This is a genomic window from Maribacter sp. MJ134, from assembly GCF_003970695.1.
In the GTDB taxonomy this organism is placed as follows: domain Bacteria; phylum Bacteroidota; class Bacteroidia; order Flavobacteriales; family Flavobacteriaceae; genus Maribacter.
The window spans coordinates 2,855,256-2,876,293 of record NZ_CP034570.1 but is presented as its reverse complement, the minus strand read 5'-3'; the positions used below and the strand labels follow the sequence as shown (position 1 = coordinate 2,876,293).

Sequence of the window (21,038 nt, the reverse complement as noted above, 5' to 3'; positions counted from 1 at the left end):
TTAACAGTATTCAACTACATTATTTAATCTAATAAATTCTTGATAGATGAAAAACAAACACACCTATGCACTACTTTTTTTTATAAGCTTATTCCTTGGATGTAAAATGAACCAACCCTCTAAAACATATCGGTTATTTGTAGGTACTTATACAGATGGTGAGAGTGAAGGAATTTATTCTTACAGTTTTAACGCCAGTACAGGTGAATTATCCGCTAAAAAATTGGCGGTTACTTTGCCCAACCCATCTTTCTTAACGATTTCACACGATAAACAGAACTTGTACGCCGTACAGGAAACGGCTGATTTTGATTCCTTGGGCGGTGGTGTCTCTGCTTTCAAAATAAGCGATGGACTTTTGACATTTCAAAATAGTTTAGGTACGGGGGGAGCACATCCTTGTCATGTTTCGCTTACGGGGAAAAATAAGTTAGTAGTATCAAACTACACTGGTGGCAATGTCATGGTTGCCGATTTGGAGTATGATGGTAGTTTGTCTGAAAAACATCAAATAATCAATCACATAAGTATTGATACGCTCTCTAAACCACATGCCCACATGGCAAAAGGTAGTAGAGGCGAGCTATTCGTGTCTGATTTAGGTCTTGACGCAATAAAGCGTTACCAAAACGTCGACGGCGATTTCATTGCAGGCGAGCAACCGTCGATAGATTTGAAAAAGGGTGCAGGTCCCCGACATTTTGTTTTCTCAGAGAACCACGAATTTCTATACGTTATTAACGAATTGAATTCTACTATTACCCTTTTGCAAAGGAATGCGGAAAATGTATTTAATGAAGTGGACACAATTAGTACGATATCAAAGGATTTCAATGGAGATAGCTATTGCGCCGATGTGCACCTATCAAAAGACGGTAAATTTCTTTATGGATCCAATAGGGGCGAAAATACGATAGTGATTTTTATGGTTGATGAAGTTTCGGGTAAATTAAAATTAGCCGGAAGGGAAGCAGTTAGAGGAGACTGGCCAAGAAATTTTACTTTGGACCCGACCAATAATTTTTTACTTGTTGCGAACCAGAAAAGTGATAACGTCTCTATTTTTAAACGGGATACTGAGTCCGGCACCCTAACCTTTCTTAAGAGCGAAAAATTACCAAACCCCGTTTGCTTGCAATTTTTGAATTAGCGAATACTTCTGCTGAAACTTCTTGTCCGATGGTGTTAAGTTCGCCTTAGATGTGACTTTGGTGTAGAAACATGTTTCTAATACTAAAATACTTTACCACTTATGGGCATACTTATTATTGGCATATTCATTATTTCCATTGGGTTACTTGTTTACAGTTTCATAGAATTGTTCAAATCGAAGAAAGCGTACAAGAAGATTTCTGAGAAAAATCAAGAATAAACCTACTTCGTAATTTCATTGTAATACTGCTTTTCATTACATTTAAGCTAGACTAATTCAACTACTTAAAAAATGAAAAATTTCTACACATGGGCAAGTGTGCTATTGCTTGTCTTATTCCTTTTTCCAACGAATACCGAAGCACAGCGCAAGAAAAAATCCAATACTGTTACGCCCCAATATCCAGAAGATTTATATTCAAGTCTTGACTATCGTTTGGTAGGCCCGTTTAGAGGGGGTCGTTCTGCTGCGGTAACGGGTGTGCCTGGAGAACCTAATCTATTTTATTTTGGAGCAGCGGGTGGCGGGGTTTGGAAAACTCTAGATGGTGGCCGTACGTGGAGTAATATATCCGATGGTTACTTTGGCGGTAGTATCGGCGCCGTTGAAGTAGCAAAGAGCGACCCCAACGTCATCTATGTGGGTGGAGGCGAAAAAACCTTAAGGGGGAACGTGTCTTCTGGTTATGGAATTTGGAAAACGGAGAACGGAGGTAAGACATGGATGTCCGCCGGATTAGAAAATAGTCGTCATGTGCCAAGAATAAAAGTGCACCCTACGGATTACAATATCGTTTATGCAGCGGTACTCGGTAATATTTATAAGCCTACGAAAGAAAGGGGAATCTACAAAAGTACCGATGGGGGGAAAAATTGGAAACAGATTTTATTCGTAAACGACCAGGCAGGTGCCGTTGATTTGACCTTAGACCCGAACAATCCAAGAATTTTATATGCTTCTACATGGCGCGCACAAAGAACCCCGTACAGTTTAAGTAGTGGTGGAGCAGGTTCGGCACTTTGGAAAAGTACGGATAGTGGGGAAACATGGACAGAAATATCAAAGAACGAAGGTTTTCCAAAAGATACCTTGGGAATTATGGGGATTACGGTGTCACCCAAGAATTCGGAACGTGTTTGGGCCATTGTTGAGAATAAAGAAAAAGGCGGTCTGTACCGCTCTGACGATGGGGGTAAAAAATGGATACAGGTCAACAGTGAAAGAAAATTACGCCAAAGGGCATGGTATTATACAAGAGTCTATGCTGATACCGAAGATGAAGATGTGGTTTATGTGTTGAACGTTAGATATCACAAATCTACCGATGGTGGAAAAACCTTCAATACCTTTAATGCGCCTCACGGGGATCATCATGACTTATGGATTGCGCCTGAAAATTCCCAACGCATGATTATCGGGGACGATGGCGGCGCACAGATATCCTACGACGGAGGCGAAACTTGGAGTACCTATTATAACCAACCTACCGCCCAATTTTACAGGGTAACTACGGATAATGCCTTCCCGTACCGTATTTACGTGGCACAACAGGATAATTCTACCTTGCGTATCAACCATCGCAGTGATGGGGGTAGCATAGACGAGTCAGACTGGGAACCAACGGCCGGAGGAGAATCGGCGCATATTGCCGTGGACCCCACTAATAACGATATTGTATATGGAGGTAGTTATGACGGTTTCCTTACCCGGGTAAACCACGACAAAGGAACGGTGAGGGGCATTAATGTTTGGCCGGATAACCCTATGGGAGCAGGAGCGGAAGCTATGAAATACCGTTTCCAGTGGAACTTTCCCATTATTTTCAGCAGACATGATCCAAAGAAACTATACACCTTTTCGCAACACGTACACGTCTCGGAAAATGAAGGACAGAGTTGGAAGGTGCTAAGTGGCGACCTTACAAGAAACGACCCTACCAAGTTGGGTTCAAGTGGTGGTCCAATAACTCAGGATAATACCAGTGTGGAGTACTACTGTACCATTTTCGCTGCTAACGAAAGTCCTCTAAAAGAAGGTTTGCTTTGGGTAGGTAGTGATGATGGATTGGTGCACGTTTCCAAAGATGGAGGAGCTTCTTGGGATAATGTTACTCCAACCGGGATGCCCGAGTGGAATATGATCAATAGTATTGAACCATCCGCATTTGATGAAGGCACTTGCTACATTGCCGCTACACGCTATAAACTGGGTGATTTTCAACCGTATTTATACAAGACTACGGATTATGGGAAGACCTGGACAAAAATTATAAACGGTATCGATAAAGAGCATTTTACTAGAGTAGTTCGCGAAGACCCTAAAAGAAAAGGATTATTGTATGCAGGAACGGAAACAGGCATGTATATTTCTTTTGATGATGGTGCAAATTGGAGCTCTTTTCAGTTGAATCTACCTATTGTGCCCATAACGGATCTAACAATTAAGGATAACAACTTGATTGTTGCCACGCAAGGACGAAGTGTTTGGATGATAGACGACCTTACCGTTCTTCATCAGCTAGATACTAACAAGAAATCCGCTTCTTCAATTTTATACAAACCAAAGGACGCTTACAGGACCAAGGGAAGAGCAGCTAAAACCCCGTCTAAAACCGCGGGACAAAACCATACTAACGGAGTGATAACCCACTTCTATCTAAAGAATCTATCGGAAAAGGACAGTATTAACCTAACCTTTACCTCAATGGCGGGTGATACCTTGGCGAATTACAGCAACACTACCAAAGAGAAAAACAAAAAGCTAGAGCTAAAAAAAGGAGGAAACACCTTCGTTTGGGATACTCGTGGAAAGGGAGCTGAAAAATTAGATGGTATGATCTTATGGTGGGCAAGTCTTGATGGTGCCAAAGCCGTTCCGGGAAGCTACAAAGTACACTTAAATGTCAATGGCGATAGAAGCACGGAGACTTTTAAAATTGTACCGGATCCCAGAGCAGAAGCTTCGGTGCAGGAAATGCAAGAACAATTCAACTTCATCACCGATATCAATACAACAATTGATAAAGCGCATCAATCTATAAAGAAAATCAGGAAAATCAATACCCAGCTAGATGCCTTTTCTTCCCAGTACAAGGATAATGAAGCCACAAAGGAATTAGTAACGAAGGCTAAGGCGATGAAAGAACGTTTGGAAGAGGTTGAAAAGGCCTTGTATCAAACGAAAAACAGAAGTAACCAAGACCCCTTGAATTTTCCCATTAAGCTAACAAATAAATTAGGGCATCTAAATAGTCTGGTGGCCATTGATGATTTTCCACCTACGGAGCAGGACATTGCTGTAAAGAATGAACTTACGGGAAAAATAATTAAGCAGTTAGACACTTTTGATGCGGTTATCTCAAAAGAGCTTCAAGAATTCAATAGTGCTTTTAATAATTTAAAGCTGAATTATTTATTTGTTGAATAGCCAGCTATTGAATTAAGTGTTTCGTGATGTTTCTGTCATTCAGAGCGGAGTCGAGAAGCGCATGAACACCAAATTTAATTATATAAAAACATAATGAGAAAACAATTTTTATCCCTAGTACTCGTCCTGGTAACAGTCATTACTTTCGGACAAACGGTCAACGACTATTTTCAGCCTGTGAAATATCGGAATATTGGTCCTTATCGAGGTGGGCGTTCCGTAACGGCAAGTGGTGTTGTTGGGGATCCTATGACCTATTACATGGGAACAACCGGCGGTGGCCTTTGGAAAACAGAAACAGCGGGACAAAAATGGGAAAATATCTCCGATGGTTATTTTAAAACCGGTTCCGTTGGGGCAGTAGCCGTATCAAAATCAAATCCGAATGTCGTGTATGTGGGTATGGGAGAACATGCGCCAAGAGGTGTAATGACCTCCTATGGCGACGGTGTTTATAAGTCTACTGACGCTGGGAAAACATGGAAGCATTTAGGCCTGGAAAAAACGCAGCATATTTCTCGGGTTATAATTCATCCTACCAATCCGGACGTTGTTTATGTTGCTGCACAAGGTGCACTGCACGAAGGTAACGCGGAAAGAGGAATCTATAAATCAGTAGATGGTGGTATTACTTGGAAAAACACCTTGTTCGTCAATAATTTGACTGGCGCTGCGGAACTTTCCATGGACGCCAATTATCCAGAGATTATGTACGCCGCTATGTGGGAACACCAACGGAAACCTAATATGGTCATTAGTGGAGGCAAAGGAAGTGGGTTGTACAAATCTACGGACGCAGGCGAAACTTGGTCAAAAATTCACAAAGGCTTGCCCGAGGAAAAAGGCAAAATGGCGATAGCGGTTAGTCCGGCAAATTCCAATAAGGTATATGCCTTGATAGAAAGCGATTCCAATGCGGATAAAGGTGGGTTGTTCGTTTCAAATGATGCAGGAGAAAGTTGGTCTATGGTCAGCGGAGATAACCGCTTGGTACAACGAGCTTGGTATTATATTGAAGTATTTGCCGACCCCAACGACGCAGATACGGTCTATGTGTTAAGCGCACCTGCTTTGCGTTCTACGGATGGCGGTAAAACCTGGGAACGACTTTCGGGCACGCACGGGGATTATCATGATTTATGGATAAATCCGGATAATTCCAAAAATATGGTCATAGCTAACGATGGCGGTGCCGCCATTTCCTTTGATTTTGGGGCTAGTTGGTCTACCCAACTTAATATGCCTACCGGTCAGTTTTACCGCATTAATGCAGATAATCTATTTCCCTACAACGTATATGCCGGGCAGCAGGATTATTCTTCTGCAATGATCGCCAATATGGCGAATAGTAGTAGTGGTATCTCCATGGCGGAATTTAGCCCTTCGGCCGGTGGGGAAAGTGCCTTTTTAGCTTTTGACCCAGATAATCCAAGATACGTTATGGGCGGAAGTTATTTGGGTACAATAGAGATTTTGGATACAAAATCCAAGGGGTCTACACAGATAATGGCGGCTCCTATTCAATATTTGGGTAGGGAAGCCAGAAATATGAAATACCTCTACAATTGGAATGCGCCCATTATTCGCTCGCAACATGAGCCAAATGCTTTTTACCATGGAGCACAATTGGTATTGAAAACTACGGACATGGGAGTTTCATGGAAAGAGATGTCACCAGACTTAACAAGGGATATCGATGAAAAACAAGGAAATGGTGGTGGTCCTTATACGAACGAAGCCGTAGGAGCCGAAAACTACGGAACCTTAGCCTACCTCATTGAATCTCCGCACGAAAAAGGGGTGTTTTATTCGGGCAGTGACGATGGCTTTGTACAGATCACTAAAGATAACATGCAAACTTGGCAAAACATTACGCCAAAGGTTTTGAAGGAGTGTTTAATTAATGCTATCGAGGTGTCACCACATGAGCCTGCTACTGCGTACATTGCCACTACAAGATATAAATTCAACGACTATACTCCAGCTATATATAAGACGGCGGATTACGGGAAAACGTGGACTAATATCAGTGCGGGCATTCCCTACGGTGCCTTTACGAGAGTAGTACGAGAAGACCCTAAAAGGAAAGGACTTTTATATGCAGGTACCGAAAAGGGAATATACATTTCTTATAATGATGGTAAAAATTGGGAATCCTTGCAGTTAAACCTACCCGTGACCCCCATAACCGATTTAAAGGTACATCAAGGAGATTTAATTGTAGCCACTTCGGGTCGTGCATTTTGGATTTTAGATGATTTAGAACTACTTCCACAATATGAATCTCCCAAAAAACAGCTCCATGTATACAAGCCAGCGCTTGCTTATAACGGTTCATGGAGAAGTCAATTAAACGGTAATGCCAAAATTTTCAAGGGGACACATCCTTTCAATGGGGTTAATCCTGCAAACGGACTCGTCATATACTATGAGCTTCCAGAATTGAAAGACTCGACCGTCCTGACGATGGAAATTAGAAATGCCAAAGGAAACTTGGTCAGAAGCTTAAGCTCTGAAAAGGACCCTGATTACAAACCGCATAATGGCGGCGGACCGTCACCAGAACCTTTGCTATCTAAAAATAAAGGTCTTAACCGTTTTGTTTGGAACATGAGCCATAATACCATGCCTGGAATTCCTGGGGCATATATTGAAGCAGGGTTTAACGGTCATAAGGCTATCCCAGGAATATACGATATTCAATTAAAGGTGGGGGACAAGCTAGTTAAGACTCAGGGAGAAATTAAGGCCGTTCCTACCTTTGAGACGAAACCGGGACAATATGAAGCGTTCGATGATATAATGACGGAAATGGAGACTAAGGTTACAGAAATGCATCACATGGTCAATACATTGTATCGTCTTCAGGGTGATCTTAAGGAACATTTAAAAGATGTTGAAAATGCCGAACTTAAAAAAGAGGTTGATGCCGTATTGGAAAAAATGGAAGCATGGGATAATGACATGATTCAACGTAAGTCCCAGGCGTATGACGATGTGGAAAATTTTCCCAATAAATTTACGGCAGAGTATCTGTTTTTAATTAATCAAACCAGTAGTAGTATCCCAAGGGTTAACAAGGCTAATTTGAATCGGAAACAGGAATTGGACGAGCAATGGACCATTTTAAAATCTAGGGGTAAAGCCATTTTGGAAAAAGACCTGCCTGCAGTGAACAAGAAATTATGGGAGAATGGTATTGGAGCGCTAAAACTTTAAAGCCAATTGATGCGTCTTTCACTAACTTTGAGTGATGAAATCTTTGTTGATGTTTGTTGTATAGACTGGAAGTTAGAACCCTATTGTTATGAGTGAGTATTACAACTATATAAAAGCCCTGCACCTTATTTTTGTGATTACCTGGTTTGCAGGACTCTTTTATATGCCCAGACTCTTCATTTATCACATTGAGGCCAACGAAAAGGGGTCCCCAGAGAAAGAAATTCTTTCCAAACAGTTAAAACTGATGGCCAAGAGGCTTTGGTACATTATCACGTGGCCATCCGCAATTTTAGCAACGGTATTTGCCATATGGTTATTGGTTTTAGCGCCATACTGGCTACAACAACCCTGGATGCACATTAAACTTGGTTTTGTGCTGTTGCTCATTATTTATCACCTTAGAAATCATTTTATTTTCAAAAAGTTTCAAAAGGACCAAATTAACTATACCTCTAATTATATGCGTATTTGGAATGAAGGTGCTACGCTGATTCTTTTCTCGGTCGTTTTTCTAGTGATTCTGAAAAGTTCCTTTAATTGGATTTTTGGAGTTGCCGGAATCATTGTGCTCGGGGTAATATTGATGCTAGGGATAAAACTTTACAAGCGTATCCGTCATAAAAGCCAAGAGGACTAAGGAAAACCGAAATCAAATTTCTTTCCCTTTTTAAGTTCGTATTCTTCACTTCTATTTAAGTTTCAATTATTTGGTTCGATATTTGCTAACTTTGAATGAAACGCCAGAGTCTTGCTTAAAAAATTATCCCTAAGATCCCGTATTTTCTTTGCCATGATTTTCTTGGTGCTATTGGCCTCGGTATTGATTTTGGCAACTACAATTTACCAGTTTCAAGAAATAAATAGGGATTACCATCAAGATAGGATGGAAAGGAAAGAGGAACAAATACGGCAAAGTATTGATTTGGCCATTCAAAAAACCACGTATCCTGTTACCACAGAAAATCTAGGACTTATTTTTAAAGACGAAATTTATGAGATTGCGGTCGTCCAGAATATGAACTTTAACCTTTACGATTTGGAAGGTCAACTTATTAAAAGTTCCAGGCCAAAGTTCGAGAACGATTCCTTATCTATTTGTTTGGACCCCATAATCCTAAACCACCTAGAGGCCAGTGCAGATAAAAGGTATGTGGAGGAACGGTCTGCTGCGGGTGATAAATATCAAGCTTCCTATACCTACATCGCCGACCGCCAGTTTAAGCCCATAGGGATTATAAACCTACCCTATTTTGAGGATAACTCGTTCAACGATAAAGAGCTCAGGGAATTTCTAATACGTTTGGGAGGAGTTTACCTAATTATGTTGCTTATTGCTATTGGCTTTGCATTCTTTATTTCTAAATATATTACAAGATCATTAGAAACCATTTCTGATATGATGGGTAGAACCAATCTTACGAAGAGGAATGAAAAAATTCATATTGAAAAACCCGGCGAAGAAATAGAAAAGCTGATTTCATCATATAATGCTATGATTGACGAACTAAGTCAGAGCGCGGCCAAATTGGCGAAGAGTGAGCGGGAACAAGCTTGGCGAGAAATGGCAAAACAAGTAGCGCATGAAATAAAAAATCCGTTAACCCCGATGCGTTTAAGTGTGCAAAGTTTTGAGCGAAAGTTCGATGCGAACGATCCAGAGATAGAGAAAAAGGTAAAGGAGTATTCTACGACACTCATACAGCAGATAGATACTATGAGCAGTATTGCCTCGGCCTTTTCCAATTTTGCTGAAATGCCGGCACAGCAGAACGAAACGCTTAACGTAGTCAAAATCGTAAAGCTGGCCCTGGATATCTTTAATGAGGATTACATACATTTTATAGCCGAAGAGGAGGAAATTATAGCGAAACTAGATCGTACGCAGCTCATAAGAGTGGTTACCAATTTGGTAAAAAACGCTATTCAGGCGGTACCGGAAGTAAAATCTCCACGCATTTTGGTTTCCGTAGCCTCGGATAAGGATATGGTAAAAATTTCTGTGGCAGACAATGGTATAGGAATAGAGCCCGAATTCACCGATAAGATTTTTGAACCAAAATTTACCACTAAGACCAGCGGAATGGGCCTAGGTCTCGGGATGGTTAAAAATATCGTAGAAACCTATAAGGGCAGTATTAATTTTACATCGCAACCGGGTAAAGGCACAGTTTTTTGCGTAAAATTCCCACAAGAGAAAAATCACCCTTTTATCATAAAAAAATAAATTTTCAGCTTATGTCCTACAATACTATTTTGATTGCAAAAAAGGCGGCTATCGCCACAGTGACGATAAATCGCCCGAACAAACTCAATGCCCTGAACAAAGAAACTATAAAAGAATTGCATGACGGAATCAAGGATTTAGCGGAGGATAGTGGAATAAAGGCAATTATAATCACGGGAAGCGGAGAAAAAGCCTTTGTAGCGGGAGCGGATATATCCGAATTTGCCGATTTTTCGGTTAAAGAGGGAAAAAAGCTAGCTGCCAAAGGGCAAGAAATTTTGTTCGACTTTATCGAGAACCTTTCCACACCGGTAATTGCCGCTGTAAATGGTTTTGCCCTTGGAGGAGGCTTGGAGTTGGCAATGGCTTGTCATTTTAGAATTGTTAGCGATAATGCTAAAATGGGGCTTCCCGAAGTTTCTTTAGGAGTTATTCCTGGTTATGGCGGTACGCAAAGATTACCACAGTTAATAGGCAAGGGCCGGGCCATGGAATTGATTATGACAGCGGGAATGATTTCTGCAGAGGAAGCTAAGTCGTACGGTTTGGTGAATCACATCACCACGCAAGAAGAACTACTTCCCTTATGTAATAAAATCGCCTATAAAATATGTGGTAACTCAAGTGTTGCCATATCATATGCAATAAAATCTATAAATGCTGGTTTTAAGAATACTGTTAACGGTTACGAGCAGGAAATTAAAGCATTTGGCGCTTGTTTTGGAACGGACGACTTTACCGAAGGTACAACGGCTTTTCTAGAAAAACGTAAGGCAGAATTTCCGGGTTCGTAACGCTAAGCGTACCCGACATGTTCAAAAAAAGTATTTCCTATATCCTTATTTTAATAGCTGTTTGGAGCATTAAAGCCCAAGAAACCAATATAGCTTATGATATTGGTGAGAAGTATAACGACAAACATAAATACTCTAATTTACTATCCATTGCGGATGATGGTAATGGCGGCACCGTTGTGGTACGGTCATACTTTTCGGGAATAGTCTTAAAGCCCAAGGGATATCTAATAGAGCATTACGATGAGAACCTTGCGTTGTTGTCCGAGTACAATTATAAGCTCAAGAAATCTAATTTTGTTGAAGCCTATGTTAAGAACGGTCAGGTTTACCTCCTGTTTTTAGAGTATAACTATAGTTCGTTATCTTATGAATACATAGTACACAGAAGTCCGTTTACGGAATTTGCATTTACCAAGGAAGTATTACTTTCCATTCCGTCTGAAATCGTGCAACAACCTTTGGATAGAAATTATTACAACCGTAATTTTAGCAAAGGCTTTACAACTTCGGTCCTTTTCAATGACGATAAAACCGCTTTCGCCATAACTTCTCATTTTAAAAGGCGTAAAGAGCACAAGCATTTTATTTATGTGTTCGATTCCAGTTTACGCAAATTGATGGAGCACGATTTTTCCGAGGAAGTAGAGGAGAAAAATTACGCTTTTGAAAATATTGTTTTTTCAGATGATTTAAGTAACGTTTACTTGGTAGGTAAGGCTTATTTTAAAAAGAAACGTTTCAATGCCACGGAGCGCAAATTTCAATACGAATTGGTTCGCATATCTAAAAATGACCGTGATACACAATCCTTTTACACCCCGGGAAAGTTTCCTGAGGCCCTAAAGCCCATTTTTAAGGATAAAGAATTACTATGTATAGGCTTCTATGCAGACCGAAAGGATAATCGCTACAATGGCATTGCATACTTTAAATTGAATCCACAGTCCCTTAGCATTGAATCTCAAAAGTTCAATGCATTTTCGCAGCAATTTATGTTGGATAAATTTGGTAGGGAAGAAGATCAAAACATTAAGAACCTTGTTTTTAAAAGTATGGATGTGACCGACAATGGGGAAATACTTTTCAATGCCGAAGAATATTTTACCAGTAATAGCGTGCAGGCGAATACAAGTGGGGGTCGTGTTATGGTCACAAGATACCATCACAATGATATTGTCAGTGCTAAGTTAAACGCAACGGGAGATATGCTATGGGCGCGAAATATTAATAAGACCGAAGTTACCCAAGGAGATGGAGCCTATGCTTCTTATAGTGCCTATACGAAGGATAACGACACCTACTTTTTTATAAGTACGTCTGCAGAAAATCCGCAACAACTTAGTGCGGAACGTATTATGTTTAAACAGGGCTTAAGTAGAAATAGGAATATTTTTCTTATTAAGTTGGATGCACAAGGTCATATGAGCTATGACAAGGTCATCGATGATACGGATGCCCGCCTTCCATTAATGGTTTCGAAGCCCCTGATTGATAGTGGTGCGGACGAGCTTCTTTTTTATGCGAAAAGAGGTAGTAAAAAACAATTGGTACAGGTAGCCGTTAAATAAAATCAAGTATTGGATAAATTCCATATTTTTGGAATAAATCCAATTTATGACATTTAATGGAACGATAAAAGGGAGAGGTGCCCAACAGAACACTCCGAACAAGTTTTTAGAGCATATTTACGAAACCAGAGCTGATTTTTTGGAGTATTGCCGCTTAGCGGGTGAGGAAGCGGATAACAATAGAACACAGTACATACCAATTTTTCCCAAAACCATTGTCAATAAGGTTACCAGCCCCGATGTTGGTATGCAATATTCTATGAATACCTACCAAGGATGTGAGCACGGTTGTATTTATTGTTACGCCAGAAATACCCATGAATTTTGGGGCTATAGCCCAGGTCTCGATTTTGAGCGAAAAATTCTCATTAAAAAAGATGCGCCAAGACTTTTGGAAGCGAAACTGATGCATAAGAATTGGAAAGCCTGTACCATTGTGCTATCGGGCAATACCGATTGCTATCAACCCGCAGAAAAAAAATATGAGATCACCCGGAAATGTCTAGAAGTATTCTTAAAGTATAGGCATCCCGTTGGTATCATTACTAAAAACGCTTTGGTTTTAAGAGATTTGGACCTGTTTAAAGAACTGAACAAAGATGGTTTGATCGGAGTAAATATTTCGGTGACATCCATGTCGGAGACTACCAGAAGAATTTTAGAACCCAGAACAACAACCATTAAAAAAAGATTGGAGGCCATACGTGTACTTTCTGAACATAATATTCCCGTTAATGCCATGCTTGCGCCTATAATTCCTGGAATCAATAGTCATGAGGTTCTGCAATTGGCAAAAGCTGTCTCTGAAAATGGTGCAAGGTCATTCGCTTTTACGGTGGTGCGTCTAAACGGGGCTATTGGAGGTATTTTTACGGATTGGATTAAAAAGACAATGCCAGATAAGGCTGAAAAGGTACTACATCAAATACAGGAATGCCATGGAGGTAATCTCAACGATAGTAGATTCGGTATAAGAAGTCGTGGAGAAGGTAAAATAGCAACCCAAATTCACGATATGGTTGGCCTTGCTAGGCGCAAGTATTTTAAAGAAAAATCTTTTCCTAAATTAAACACGGAATTACACGAACAATATAAGAATGGTCAGATGAAATTGTTTTGAACTTTATTTCTGTATAGTTTTTCGTTTTTTGATTAAGTAAGGGTTGAACGTTTCAATATGGTATTTGAAATAAATGTTAACAAGGACCCTTTTGTCTTAAAACTTTCAAAAGTTCTAATCTAAAAAGTGTTTGTCAACGTAGATGAGGGGAACACTATAAATGCTGATTTAAGATACCTATGAAAACTGAAATTTCTACTCTTCCCAATTCTAAGAAAAATGTATATATAACACGCTGGAAATCAATAATTGAAGGAGCCAACCCATGGGGCATTTTTGTTATGGGCAGTACCTTTGTTCTAATGATAGGCGCGGTGTATCTCGCCTATATTTTACAAAATGACTTCACGCAGTTTAACTTAGATCGGTCCAATACTACTATTGGTTCTTTCTTCATGAATCTTGCTTTGGGACTGTTCGCTTTTAAGGCCTTGTTCTTTGTTTTTGTTACTTACAAATATTTTAGATACAAAGCGATACCGTCCGTCTCTGATGAAAAGTTGCCGACCTGTACGGTTATAGTTCCCGCTTATAATGAAGGAAAACAGGTTTACGATACGCTAATGAGTTTGGCGAAGAGCGATTTCCCTAAAGAAAAATTACAATTGTTGTCCATAGACGATGGTAGCCAAGACGATACCTGGCACTGGATGAAAGAGGCAAAAAAAGTACTAGGCGATGCAGTTACCATTTTTCAACAGCCTAAGAATATGGGAAAACGTCATGCGCTGTATAGAGGTTTCAACGAAGGAACAGGTGCTGTTTTTGTAACCGTGGATAGTGATTCCATCGTAAGACCAGATACACTTCGCAATCTAGTAACCCCGTTTGTTACCAATGAAAAATGTGGAGCAGTTGCCGGAAATATCAGGGTCTTGAATAATAAAAAGGCGCTATTACCTAAGATGCTCGATGTTAGTTTTGTAATGAGTTTTGAGTTTGTCCGTTCTGCGGAGAGTACCTTGAATTCGGTGTTATGTACGCCAGGAGCGTTAGCTGCTTACAGAAGAACGGCGGTTTTTGATTGTTTGGACGAGTGGATCAACCAAACCTTTATGGGGCAGCCTTCTGACATAGGTGAAGATAGAGCTATGACCAACATGATTCTTAAACAAGGTTTTCATGTACTCTTTCAAAGAAATGCCTATGCCTATACTAATGTACCCGAAAAATACCGTGGCTTGTACAAGATGTTCATTAGGTGGGGAAGAAGTAATGTTAGGGAGAACATACAAATGTCCAAATATGTATTCAAAAACTTTAGAGAAGGTTCAAAACTAGGGGCAAGATTATTATTCGTTAGTCAGTCTTTGAAAATTATTATGAGCTATCCATTTTTGCTGTTCATGCTTTTCTTCATCGTAATGCATCCGTTACTTTTTCTAAGTTCTACATTGGCAAGTATTTTAATTTTATCGACTTTTCCAGTGTTGTTCTACGCTAAAAGATATAACTTTTCAGAATCTGTTTGGGCATATTCCTATAGCATATTATACACTTTTGGGCTGTTTTGGATTACGCCGTACGCCATTGCAACGGCCAATAGAAGAGGATGGTTAACAAGGGGGTTGTCCGAGAAGAAATAGCATCTAGTTGCTATTATGCTTTGGGCGGTAGAGGATTCCATTCTGCGTAGAATTGGTCTAGAAACCCCAGCATATATTGGTGGCGTTGTTCGGCCATTTTCTTACCTGTTAATGTGTTCATTTTATCCTTTAGCAGCAATAGCTTTTCGTAAAAATGATTTATAGTTGGTGCGGTAGTTTTCTTATACTGCTCCTTGGTCATTTTCAGGTTGGGGGCAACGTCGGGATTATAGATTTCTCTATTTTTGAAACCGCCATAATTAAAAGCGCGTGCAATTCCTATAGCACCTATGGCATCTAAACGGTCGGCATCTTGAATAACGTCTAGTTCTTTTGAGTTAAAATGGCTTTGATGTTGTCCATTTGATTTCAAACTGACTTTAAAAGAAATATTTTCAATAATGTTTACCACATGTTTAATGATATCAGGATCTACTTCCATCGATTTCAAAAATTCCGCAGCCTTTCTAGGGCCAACGGTTTCATCTCCATCATAAAATTTTGCATCTGCTATGTCATGCAGTAAGGCGCCCAGGCTTACGATGAGTATATTAACTTTTTCGTCTTTCGCTATAAGCAGGGAATTTCTGTAAACCCGTTGTATGTGAAACCAATCATGACCTCCTTCTGCCCCCTGTAATGTTATTTTGACATAAGTAATGGTTCTTTCTATCAGTTCTGAATCGGTCATTTAAATGAATTTATGCCAGAGTTTACGGCTGCCTCTGTTTGCTGGATAATTAGTTCGGCGTCACCAACATTTTCTATAGGCTCATGAACTTTGAAGGAAACGCTGGCCCCAAGACCCATTGGAAATTTTCCGTAGCGTACCAACTTCCAAGAATTATTAATACTTACGGGGATAATAAGTGCGGACGGAGCCTTTTTCAATAACATTTTTAGCCCCATGGGTTTAAAAGGTTTCGGATGTCCGTCCCTACTTCTAGTACCTTCAGGAAAAATAACGGCACTTCTGTTGTGTTTTTCTATGTAGCTCCCCAACTTTGCAATTTCCAATAAGGCTCCTTTTCCGTCGTTTCTATCGATTAATACTGAACCACCATGAACTAAATTGAAAGATACACTGGGGATTCCTTTTCCTAGTTCTTTTTTACTGACGAATTTGGGATGATATTTACGCATGTGCCAAATAATGGGCGGAATATCGTACATGCTTTGATGATTGGTAACGATAACCAGAGGTTTCCCAGTAGGAATCTCATACGAATTGGAAAAGGTATAGGTGGTACCAAGAATGTTGGTGCTGCGCATCAGGCACCAGTTTAGAATACTTACTGTTTTTTTAAGGCCGTTATATCCGAACAGTTTTAACCCTAACCATTGTATGGGATGAAAAAAGAGCAGGCAAGCTCCAAAGGCAATGAAGAAAATAGGGGTTAGTATGTAGGACAGTATTTTCTGCATGGTACAAAAATAAAAAACCGCTTTATATAGAGCGGTTTTTTATTTTTTTAAAATCAGACGGAACACTAAAGTGTTGATCCAAATATAAATTTTAACAGAACTCGTCGTAAGCTTGAACCAAGTTCTCTGCTATCATTTCGGCCGGTCTTCCTTCAATATGGTGACGCTCTATCATGTGAACTAATTCGCCATCCTTGAACAAGGCCATAGATGGAGATGAAGGGGGGAAGGGAACCATAAGATTTCTAGCGGCGTTTACGGCATCGGTATCAACACCTGCAAATACAGTTACTGCATAATCTGGAGTCTTGGCGTTCTGTAGGCTCATTTTAGCGGCAGGTCTGGCATTGGCAGCAGCACAACCACAAACGGAATTAACAACGACCAATGTTGTCCCTTCTTTTTTTATAGCGCTTTCAACAGCTTCTGCCGTATATAATTCTTCAAACCCGGCTGATGCCAAGTCGTCTCTCATAGGTTTTACTAATTCTGCGGGATACATAGACTATTTTTTAAATTAAATCGATAAACAAAGATAACCAATTTGTCGTATTTCTTTAGTAGACCTTAACTTTTACTTGGCTCCTTATTTATGGGTTAATATTTTATCTTTGGCAAATATCAAAAACAGGACATGATAAAGTGGATTGCAGCTTTTATTGGTTTTTTTATTAGAGGATTATCAGGTGCTGTTCTAGGGTTTTTCGCAGGTAGTGTTTTGGACAGTCTCTTCGGTTCAAACGGCGGTAGGGCAAAAACGGTCTTCGATGACTTTACGAGACAAAGTGTGTCGCCAGCTGATTTTGAACTGAACTTACTTTCGCTTTGCTCTATCGTAATTAAAGCCGATGGTCAGGTGAGCCAGAGAGAAATGGACTATGTACGCCAGTATTTCGTGGGTACGTACGGTAAGGAGAAGGCAAATGCCATTTTTAGAAGTTTTAATGATATCAATAAGAAAAGGGAGATATCGGCACAACGTATTTGTGCGTTTTTAAATCAAAGAACGCGTTATGAAGTACGTTTACAGCTACTTCATTTCTTGTTCGGTATTGCCCAGGCAGATGGAAATGTTAGCACCCCTGAAGTTAATAAAATAAGAGAAATCGCTGGGTATTTACGAGTTTCTCTAAATGATTTTGAGAGTATTATGGCCATGTTCATAAAGTCGGCCAACAATTCTTATAAAATATTGGAGATTGATAAATCTGCATCTAACGATGAGGTGAAAAAAGCATATCGAAAGATGGCCAAAAAGTATCATCCCGATCGGGTGAATACCCAAGATGAGGCCATTAAAAAGGGTGCGGAAGAGAAGTTCAAACAAGTTCAAATGGCTTATGAAACTATACAAAAGGAACGAGGTATAGGATAGCCGGCCGGAGCTTAAATATGCGTAATTAGTAAACTACCTCGGGGCAAGCCCGCGAGGCATTCGTAAGGAAAAAACCTTAAGAAACGAGGCAAGCCTCGGAGCATTTAATCTTGATTATCGAGTAAATAACTATCATATCCGTTAATTAATTCAAATATGTAAGCCATGCAAGATTTTTGGTTCTATATTAAATTAGGTTTAGATCATGTGCTAGACTTTAGCGCGTACGATCACATTCTATTTCTATCTGCCCTGGCCATACCGTTTACCTTCAAGCATTGGAAAAAAGTTCTGTTATTAGCTACTGTCTTTACCGTTGCGCACTGCTTTTCTTTGATGCTATCTGTCTATGAAGTTGTTGTAATGGATGTGTCGTTGATAGAGTTTCTAATCCCGGTCACCATTTTTTTAACGGCAGTTTTTAATGTCATCTATTTAAAAACAGTACAAAACCATAGGAATATAGCACTACATGTGGTCGCAACCACATTTTTTGGACTTATCCACGGTTTTGGTTTCTCAAACTACTTTAAGATGTTGATTTCCGGTGCCGAGGAGAAGTTGGTGCCACTTCTTGGGTTTGCGACAGGGATAGAGATTTCTCAAGTTATTATTGTTCTCTTAATGTTGGCTTTGGCTTTTGTTGTGCAGTCTGTCCTAAACGTTAAATATCATTTGTTTGTTTGGATAGCAAGTATTATTGTACTCTTAATTACTATCCCGCTTCTTTACCAAACATTTCCTTGGTAGGGTGTTTTGTTAAAATTAACCATAAGAGGTTGTAGGGGAATGGTAAAGCCGGTATCTTAGTTTTTCAAGGATAGTATCGCATTAGCTAATGAAGAAATCCAAACAGAAGAAATACGATAAGGCTTATTTAAGAATGGCACAGGAGTGGGGAAAACTCTCCTATTGTGAACGTAAACAGGTAGGAGCGATTATTGTAAAGGATCGGATGATTATTTCAGATGGGTATAACGGTACTCCAACAGGTTTTGAGAACTATTGTGAGGATGAAGATGGTTATACCAAATGGTATGTCCTACACGCAGAAGCTAATGCAATTCTAAAAGTAGCGGCCTCAACACAATCCTGCCAAGACGCGACACTGTATATTACGCTGTCTCCTTGTAGAGAGTGTAGTAAACTCATTCATCAATCTGGCATAAAACGTGTAGTCTATCAGGTTGGTTATAAGGATGATTCGGGCTTACGATTTTTAGAAAAGGCGGGGGTAGATTTGGTGCATATGCCAGAAATAAGTGAGTAGTAGAAAAAGAAGGTTTAGAATGAAAAAATATAGTTACTTCATACCAACACTGATTGCGGCTGCACTGGCGCTGGGCATATTCGTAGGAGGAAAACTGCATTTCAATGATACTCCAGAACGTCTCTTTACCACCAATTCCAAAAAGGATAAACTAAACAGGCTTATAGATTATATAGACTATGAGTATGTAGACGACGTTAATACGGATAGCATAGTGGATGTAACCGTGAATAGTATCTTGGAAAAACTTGACCCACATTCCGTTTATATTCCAGAAAAAGATATGACGCGCGTTTCAGAGAATATGAAAGGCGATTTCGTAGGTATAGGGGTAAACTTTTATCCTTACCGAGATACTATAGCGGTAATCAGAGCCATAAAAAATGGGCCTAGTTTTGTAAAGGACATAAAACCTGGGGACCGTATCCTTATGGCAGATAAGGATACATTGTTTGGTAAGGGAATGCCTAGCGATGTTATTGTAGATAAATTAAAAGGGAAGGAGGGTTCTCCTGTTAAACTAACGGTTTACCGAAAGTCAGAGGATAAGGTATTTACGGTCAACGTTATTAGGGGCGTAGTACCAATTAAAAGTGTAGAGGCGCAGTATATGTTAAAAGACGACATGGGCTACATTAAGGTGAACCGGTTTGCGGAATCTACGTTCAAAGAATTTAAATCTGCTTTAAAGAAACTTCAGAAGAAAGGAGCAAAAAAGCTGGTATTGGATTTACGGGATAACCCTGGGGGATATCTAGGTATAGCGGAGGAGATGGCAGATGAATTTTTGAAGGAAGGAAAATTGATACTTTTTACCAAGAATAAAAAGGGAAAAGTGGACAAGACTTATGCTACCGATAAGGGTAGTTTTGAAGATAAACCCATTTATGTATTAATTAACGAACGTTCTGCTTCTGCAAGCGAAATTATAGCGGGGGCACTCCAGGACAATGATATCGGCACTATAGTTGGGCGCCGTTCTTTTGGAAAAGGATTGGTACAAAGGGAGATGGCTCTAGGAGATGGTTCGGCAGTACGGTTAACCGTATCCAGATACTACACCCCTACGGGAAGAAGCATCCAAAAGACCTATGCAAAAGGAAACAAGGACTACTATAAACGCTTTACGGAAAGATATCATAGTGGAGAAATGATATCGGTAGACAGTATAAAGGTAGCCGACTCCCTAAAATTTACTACGCCCAAAGGAAAGATAGTTTATGGTGGTGGGGGTATAGTTCCAGATGTTTTTGTTCCGATAGGGTCTAACGAAGAAGAGGCGGTAGAGAGTATGGATAGTCTAGGGTTTCTTTCCTTTTTTGTTTTTGAGCATTTGGATGAAGACAGAAATAGATACAATCAATACACCGAAGAGGAATTTGTAAGTGATTTTAGGGTCGATGATATCCTCTTTGAAAGATTTGTAGATTACTCCGTGAACCGAAACCTTAAAATGAATTTTTATGATTTTGAAGATAGCATAAAACTGTATCTCAAGGCAGCTTTAGCGGAGCAATTGTTCAATAAAGATATTCATGCTAAAATAAAAAGTAGTGAAGATGCTATGCTTCAGAAAGTGATACAATTGGATAACCCACCCGTAAAACAGGAAGAAGCGGAAGCCATTGAAGCTAACAACTAATCCTTATCAACTTCTTTCTGCACTTTTTTACTCATTACATAAAGTAGCAGAAGTACTATGGCACACAATGAGGCCATGATTCCAATTATTGCCACTATGCTGTTGCCTTCCAATGGATTTGAAAAATTTACCAATGTCACGTTGTAGGCAATTAAAGCCAGGGCCAGGACAATTAGAACTACAAGAAGTGTTTTGTTCATAATTAAAAAATTATAAGTAAAAATACGTCC

At 39.8% G+C, this 21,038-nt stretch carries 17 protein-coding genes; 13 read left to right on the top strand and 4 right to left on the bottom strand.

All coding sequences use genetic code 11. The features are described from left to right. Positions 1-46: 46 nt before the first annotated feature. The 9 genes from EJ994_RS12395 (at position 47) to EJ994_RS12355 (ending at position 15,096) form a co-directional block, all read left to right on the top strand. Positions 47-1,150 (top strand): lactonase family protein, encoded by a 1,104-nt coding sequence (locus EJ994_RS12395; RefSeq protein WP_126592783.1) that lies wholly within the window; start codon positions 47-49, stop codon positions 1,148-1,150. Between the two features lie 294 nt (positions 1,151-1,444). Then, complete coding sequence (locus EJ994_RS12390) at positions 1,445-4,579, top strand: VPS10 domain-containing protein (RefSeq protein ID WP_126592782.1); 3,135 nt, start codon at positions 1,445-1,447, stop codon at positions 4,577-4,579. Positions 4,580-4,672: 93 nt separating this feature from the next. After that, positions 4,673-7,798: a WD40/YVTN/BNR-like repeat-containing protein gene (locus tag EJ994_RS12385; protein ID WP_126592781.1), complete on the top strand. Its 3,126-nt coding sequence runs from the start codon at positions 4,673-4,675 to the stop codon at positions 7,796-7,798. A gap of 88 nt (positions 7,799-7,886) precedes the next feature. Beyond that, positions 7,887-8,438, top strand: coding sequence for a CopD family protein (locus tag EJ994_RS12380; RefSeq protein ID WP_126592780.1), 552 nt, complete (start codon positions 7,887-7,889; stop codon positions 8,436-8,438). A gap of 153 nt (positions 8,439-8,591) precedes the next feature. Further along, a complete protein-coding gene (locus EJ994_RS12375; RefSeq protein WP_099574019.1) occupies positions 8,592-10,025 on the top strand; it encodes a sensor histidine kinase in 1,434 nt (477 codons plus the stop codon). A gap of 11 nt (positions 10,026-10,036) precedes the next feature. Next, entirely contained in the window at positions 10,037-10,819 is a 783-nt protein-coding gene (locus EJ994_RS12370; RefSeq protein ID WP_126592779.1) for an enoyl-CoA hydratase/isomerase family protein, read from the top strand. A 17-nt stretch (positions 10,820-10,836) separates the two neighbouring features. After that, a complete protein-coding gene (locus EJ994_RS12365) occupies positions 10,837-12,390 on the top strand; it encodes a hypothetical protein (protein WP_126592778.1) in 1,554 nt (517 codons plus the stop codon). Between the two features lie 46 nt (positions 12,391-12,436). Further along, a complete protein-coding gene (locus tag EJ994_RS12360) occupies positions 12,437-13,510 on the top strand; it encodes a PA0069 family radical SAM protein (protein WP_126592777.1) in 1,074 nt (357 codons plus the stop codon). A gap of 179 nt (positions 13,511-13,689) precedes the next feature. Beyond that, positions 13,690-15,096 carry a glycosyltransferase gene (locus EJ994_RS12355; RefSeq protein WP_126592776.1) on the top strand — a complete coding sequence of 469 codons (1,407 nt, stop codon included), beginning with the start codon at positions 13,690-13,692 and terminating at the stop codon, positions 15,094-15,096. A 13-nt stretch (positions 15,097-15,109) separates the two neighbouring features. Here the strand turns inward: EJ994_RS12355 and EJ994_RS12350 are convergent, their stop codons facing one another. From EJ994_RS12350 to EJ994_RS12340, 3 genes are all read right to left on the bottom strand, one after another. Continuing rightward, positions 15,110-15,787 carry an HD domain-containing protein gene (locus EJ994_RS12350; protein WP_126592775.1) on the bottom strand — a complete coding sequence of 226 codons (678 nt, stop codon included), beginning with the start codon at positions 15,785-15,787 and terminating at the stop codon, positions 15,110-15,112. Beyond that, the gene (locus tag EJ994_RS12345; RefSeq protein ID WP_126592774.1) at positions 15,784-16,521 is read right to left on the bottom strand and encodes a lysophospholipid acyltransferase family protein; all 738 of its coding nucleotides are present in this window, start codon (positions 16,519-16,521) and stop codon (positions 15,784-15,786) included. Before EJ994_RS12345 ends, EJ994_RS12350 begins: the two co-directional genes overlap by 4 nt. A 91-nt stretch (positions 16,522-16,612) precedes the next feature. Beyond that, entirely contained in the window at positions 16,613-17,023 is a 411-nt protein-coding gene (locus EJ994_RS12340; protein WP_126592773.1) for a BrxA/BrxB family bacilliredoxin, read from the bottom strand. 132 nt (positions 17,024-17,155) lie between these two features. Between EJ994_RS12340 and EJ994_RS12335 the strand changes: the two genes are divergently transcribed. The 4 genes from EJ994_RS12335 to EJ994_RS12320 all read left to right on the top strand — a co-directional run bounded on the left by EJ994_RS12335 (position 17,156) and on the right by EJ994_RS12320 (position 20,808). Next, entirely contained in the window at positions 17,156-17,896 is a 741-nt protein-coding gene (locus EJ994_RS12335) for a TerB family tellurite resistance protein (protein ID WP_126592772.1), read from the top strand. Between the two features lie 165 nt (positions 17,897-18,061). After that, a complete protein-coding gene (locus tag EJ994_RS12330; protein WP_126592771.1) occupies positions 18,062-18,646 on the top strand; it encodes a HupE/UreJ family protein in 585 nt (194 codons plus the stop codon). Between the two features lie 88 nt (positions 18,647-18,734). Then, positions 18,735-19,166, top strand: a complete 432-nt coding sequence (locus tag EJ994_RS12325) for a deoxycytidylate deaminase (RefSeq protein WP_099574010.1) — start codon at positions 18,735-18,737, stop codon at positions 19,164-19,166. Between the two features lie 19 nt (positions 19,167-19,185). Continuing rightward, complete coding sequence (locus EJ994_RS12320) at positions 19,186-20,808, top strand: S41 family peptidase (RefSeq protein WP_126592770.1); 1,623 nt, start codon at positions 19,186-19,188, stop codon at positions 20,806-20,808. Here EJ994_RS12320 and EJ994_RS12315 read toward each other — a convergent pair. Then, a complete protein-coding gene (locus EJ994_RS12315) occupies positions 20,805-21,008 on the bottom strand; it encodes a hypothetical protein (RefSeq protein ID WP_126592769.1) in 204 nt (67 codons plus the stop codon). The two genes, EJ994_RS12320 and EJ994_RS12315, sit on opposite strands and share 4 nt — an antisense overlap. Positions 21,009-21,038: the final 30 nt, after the last annotated feature.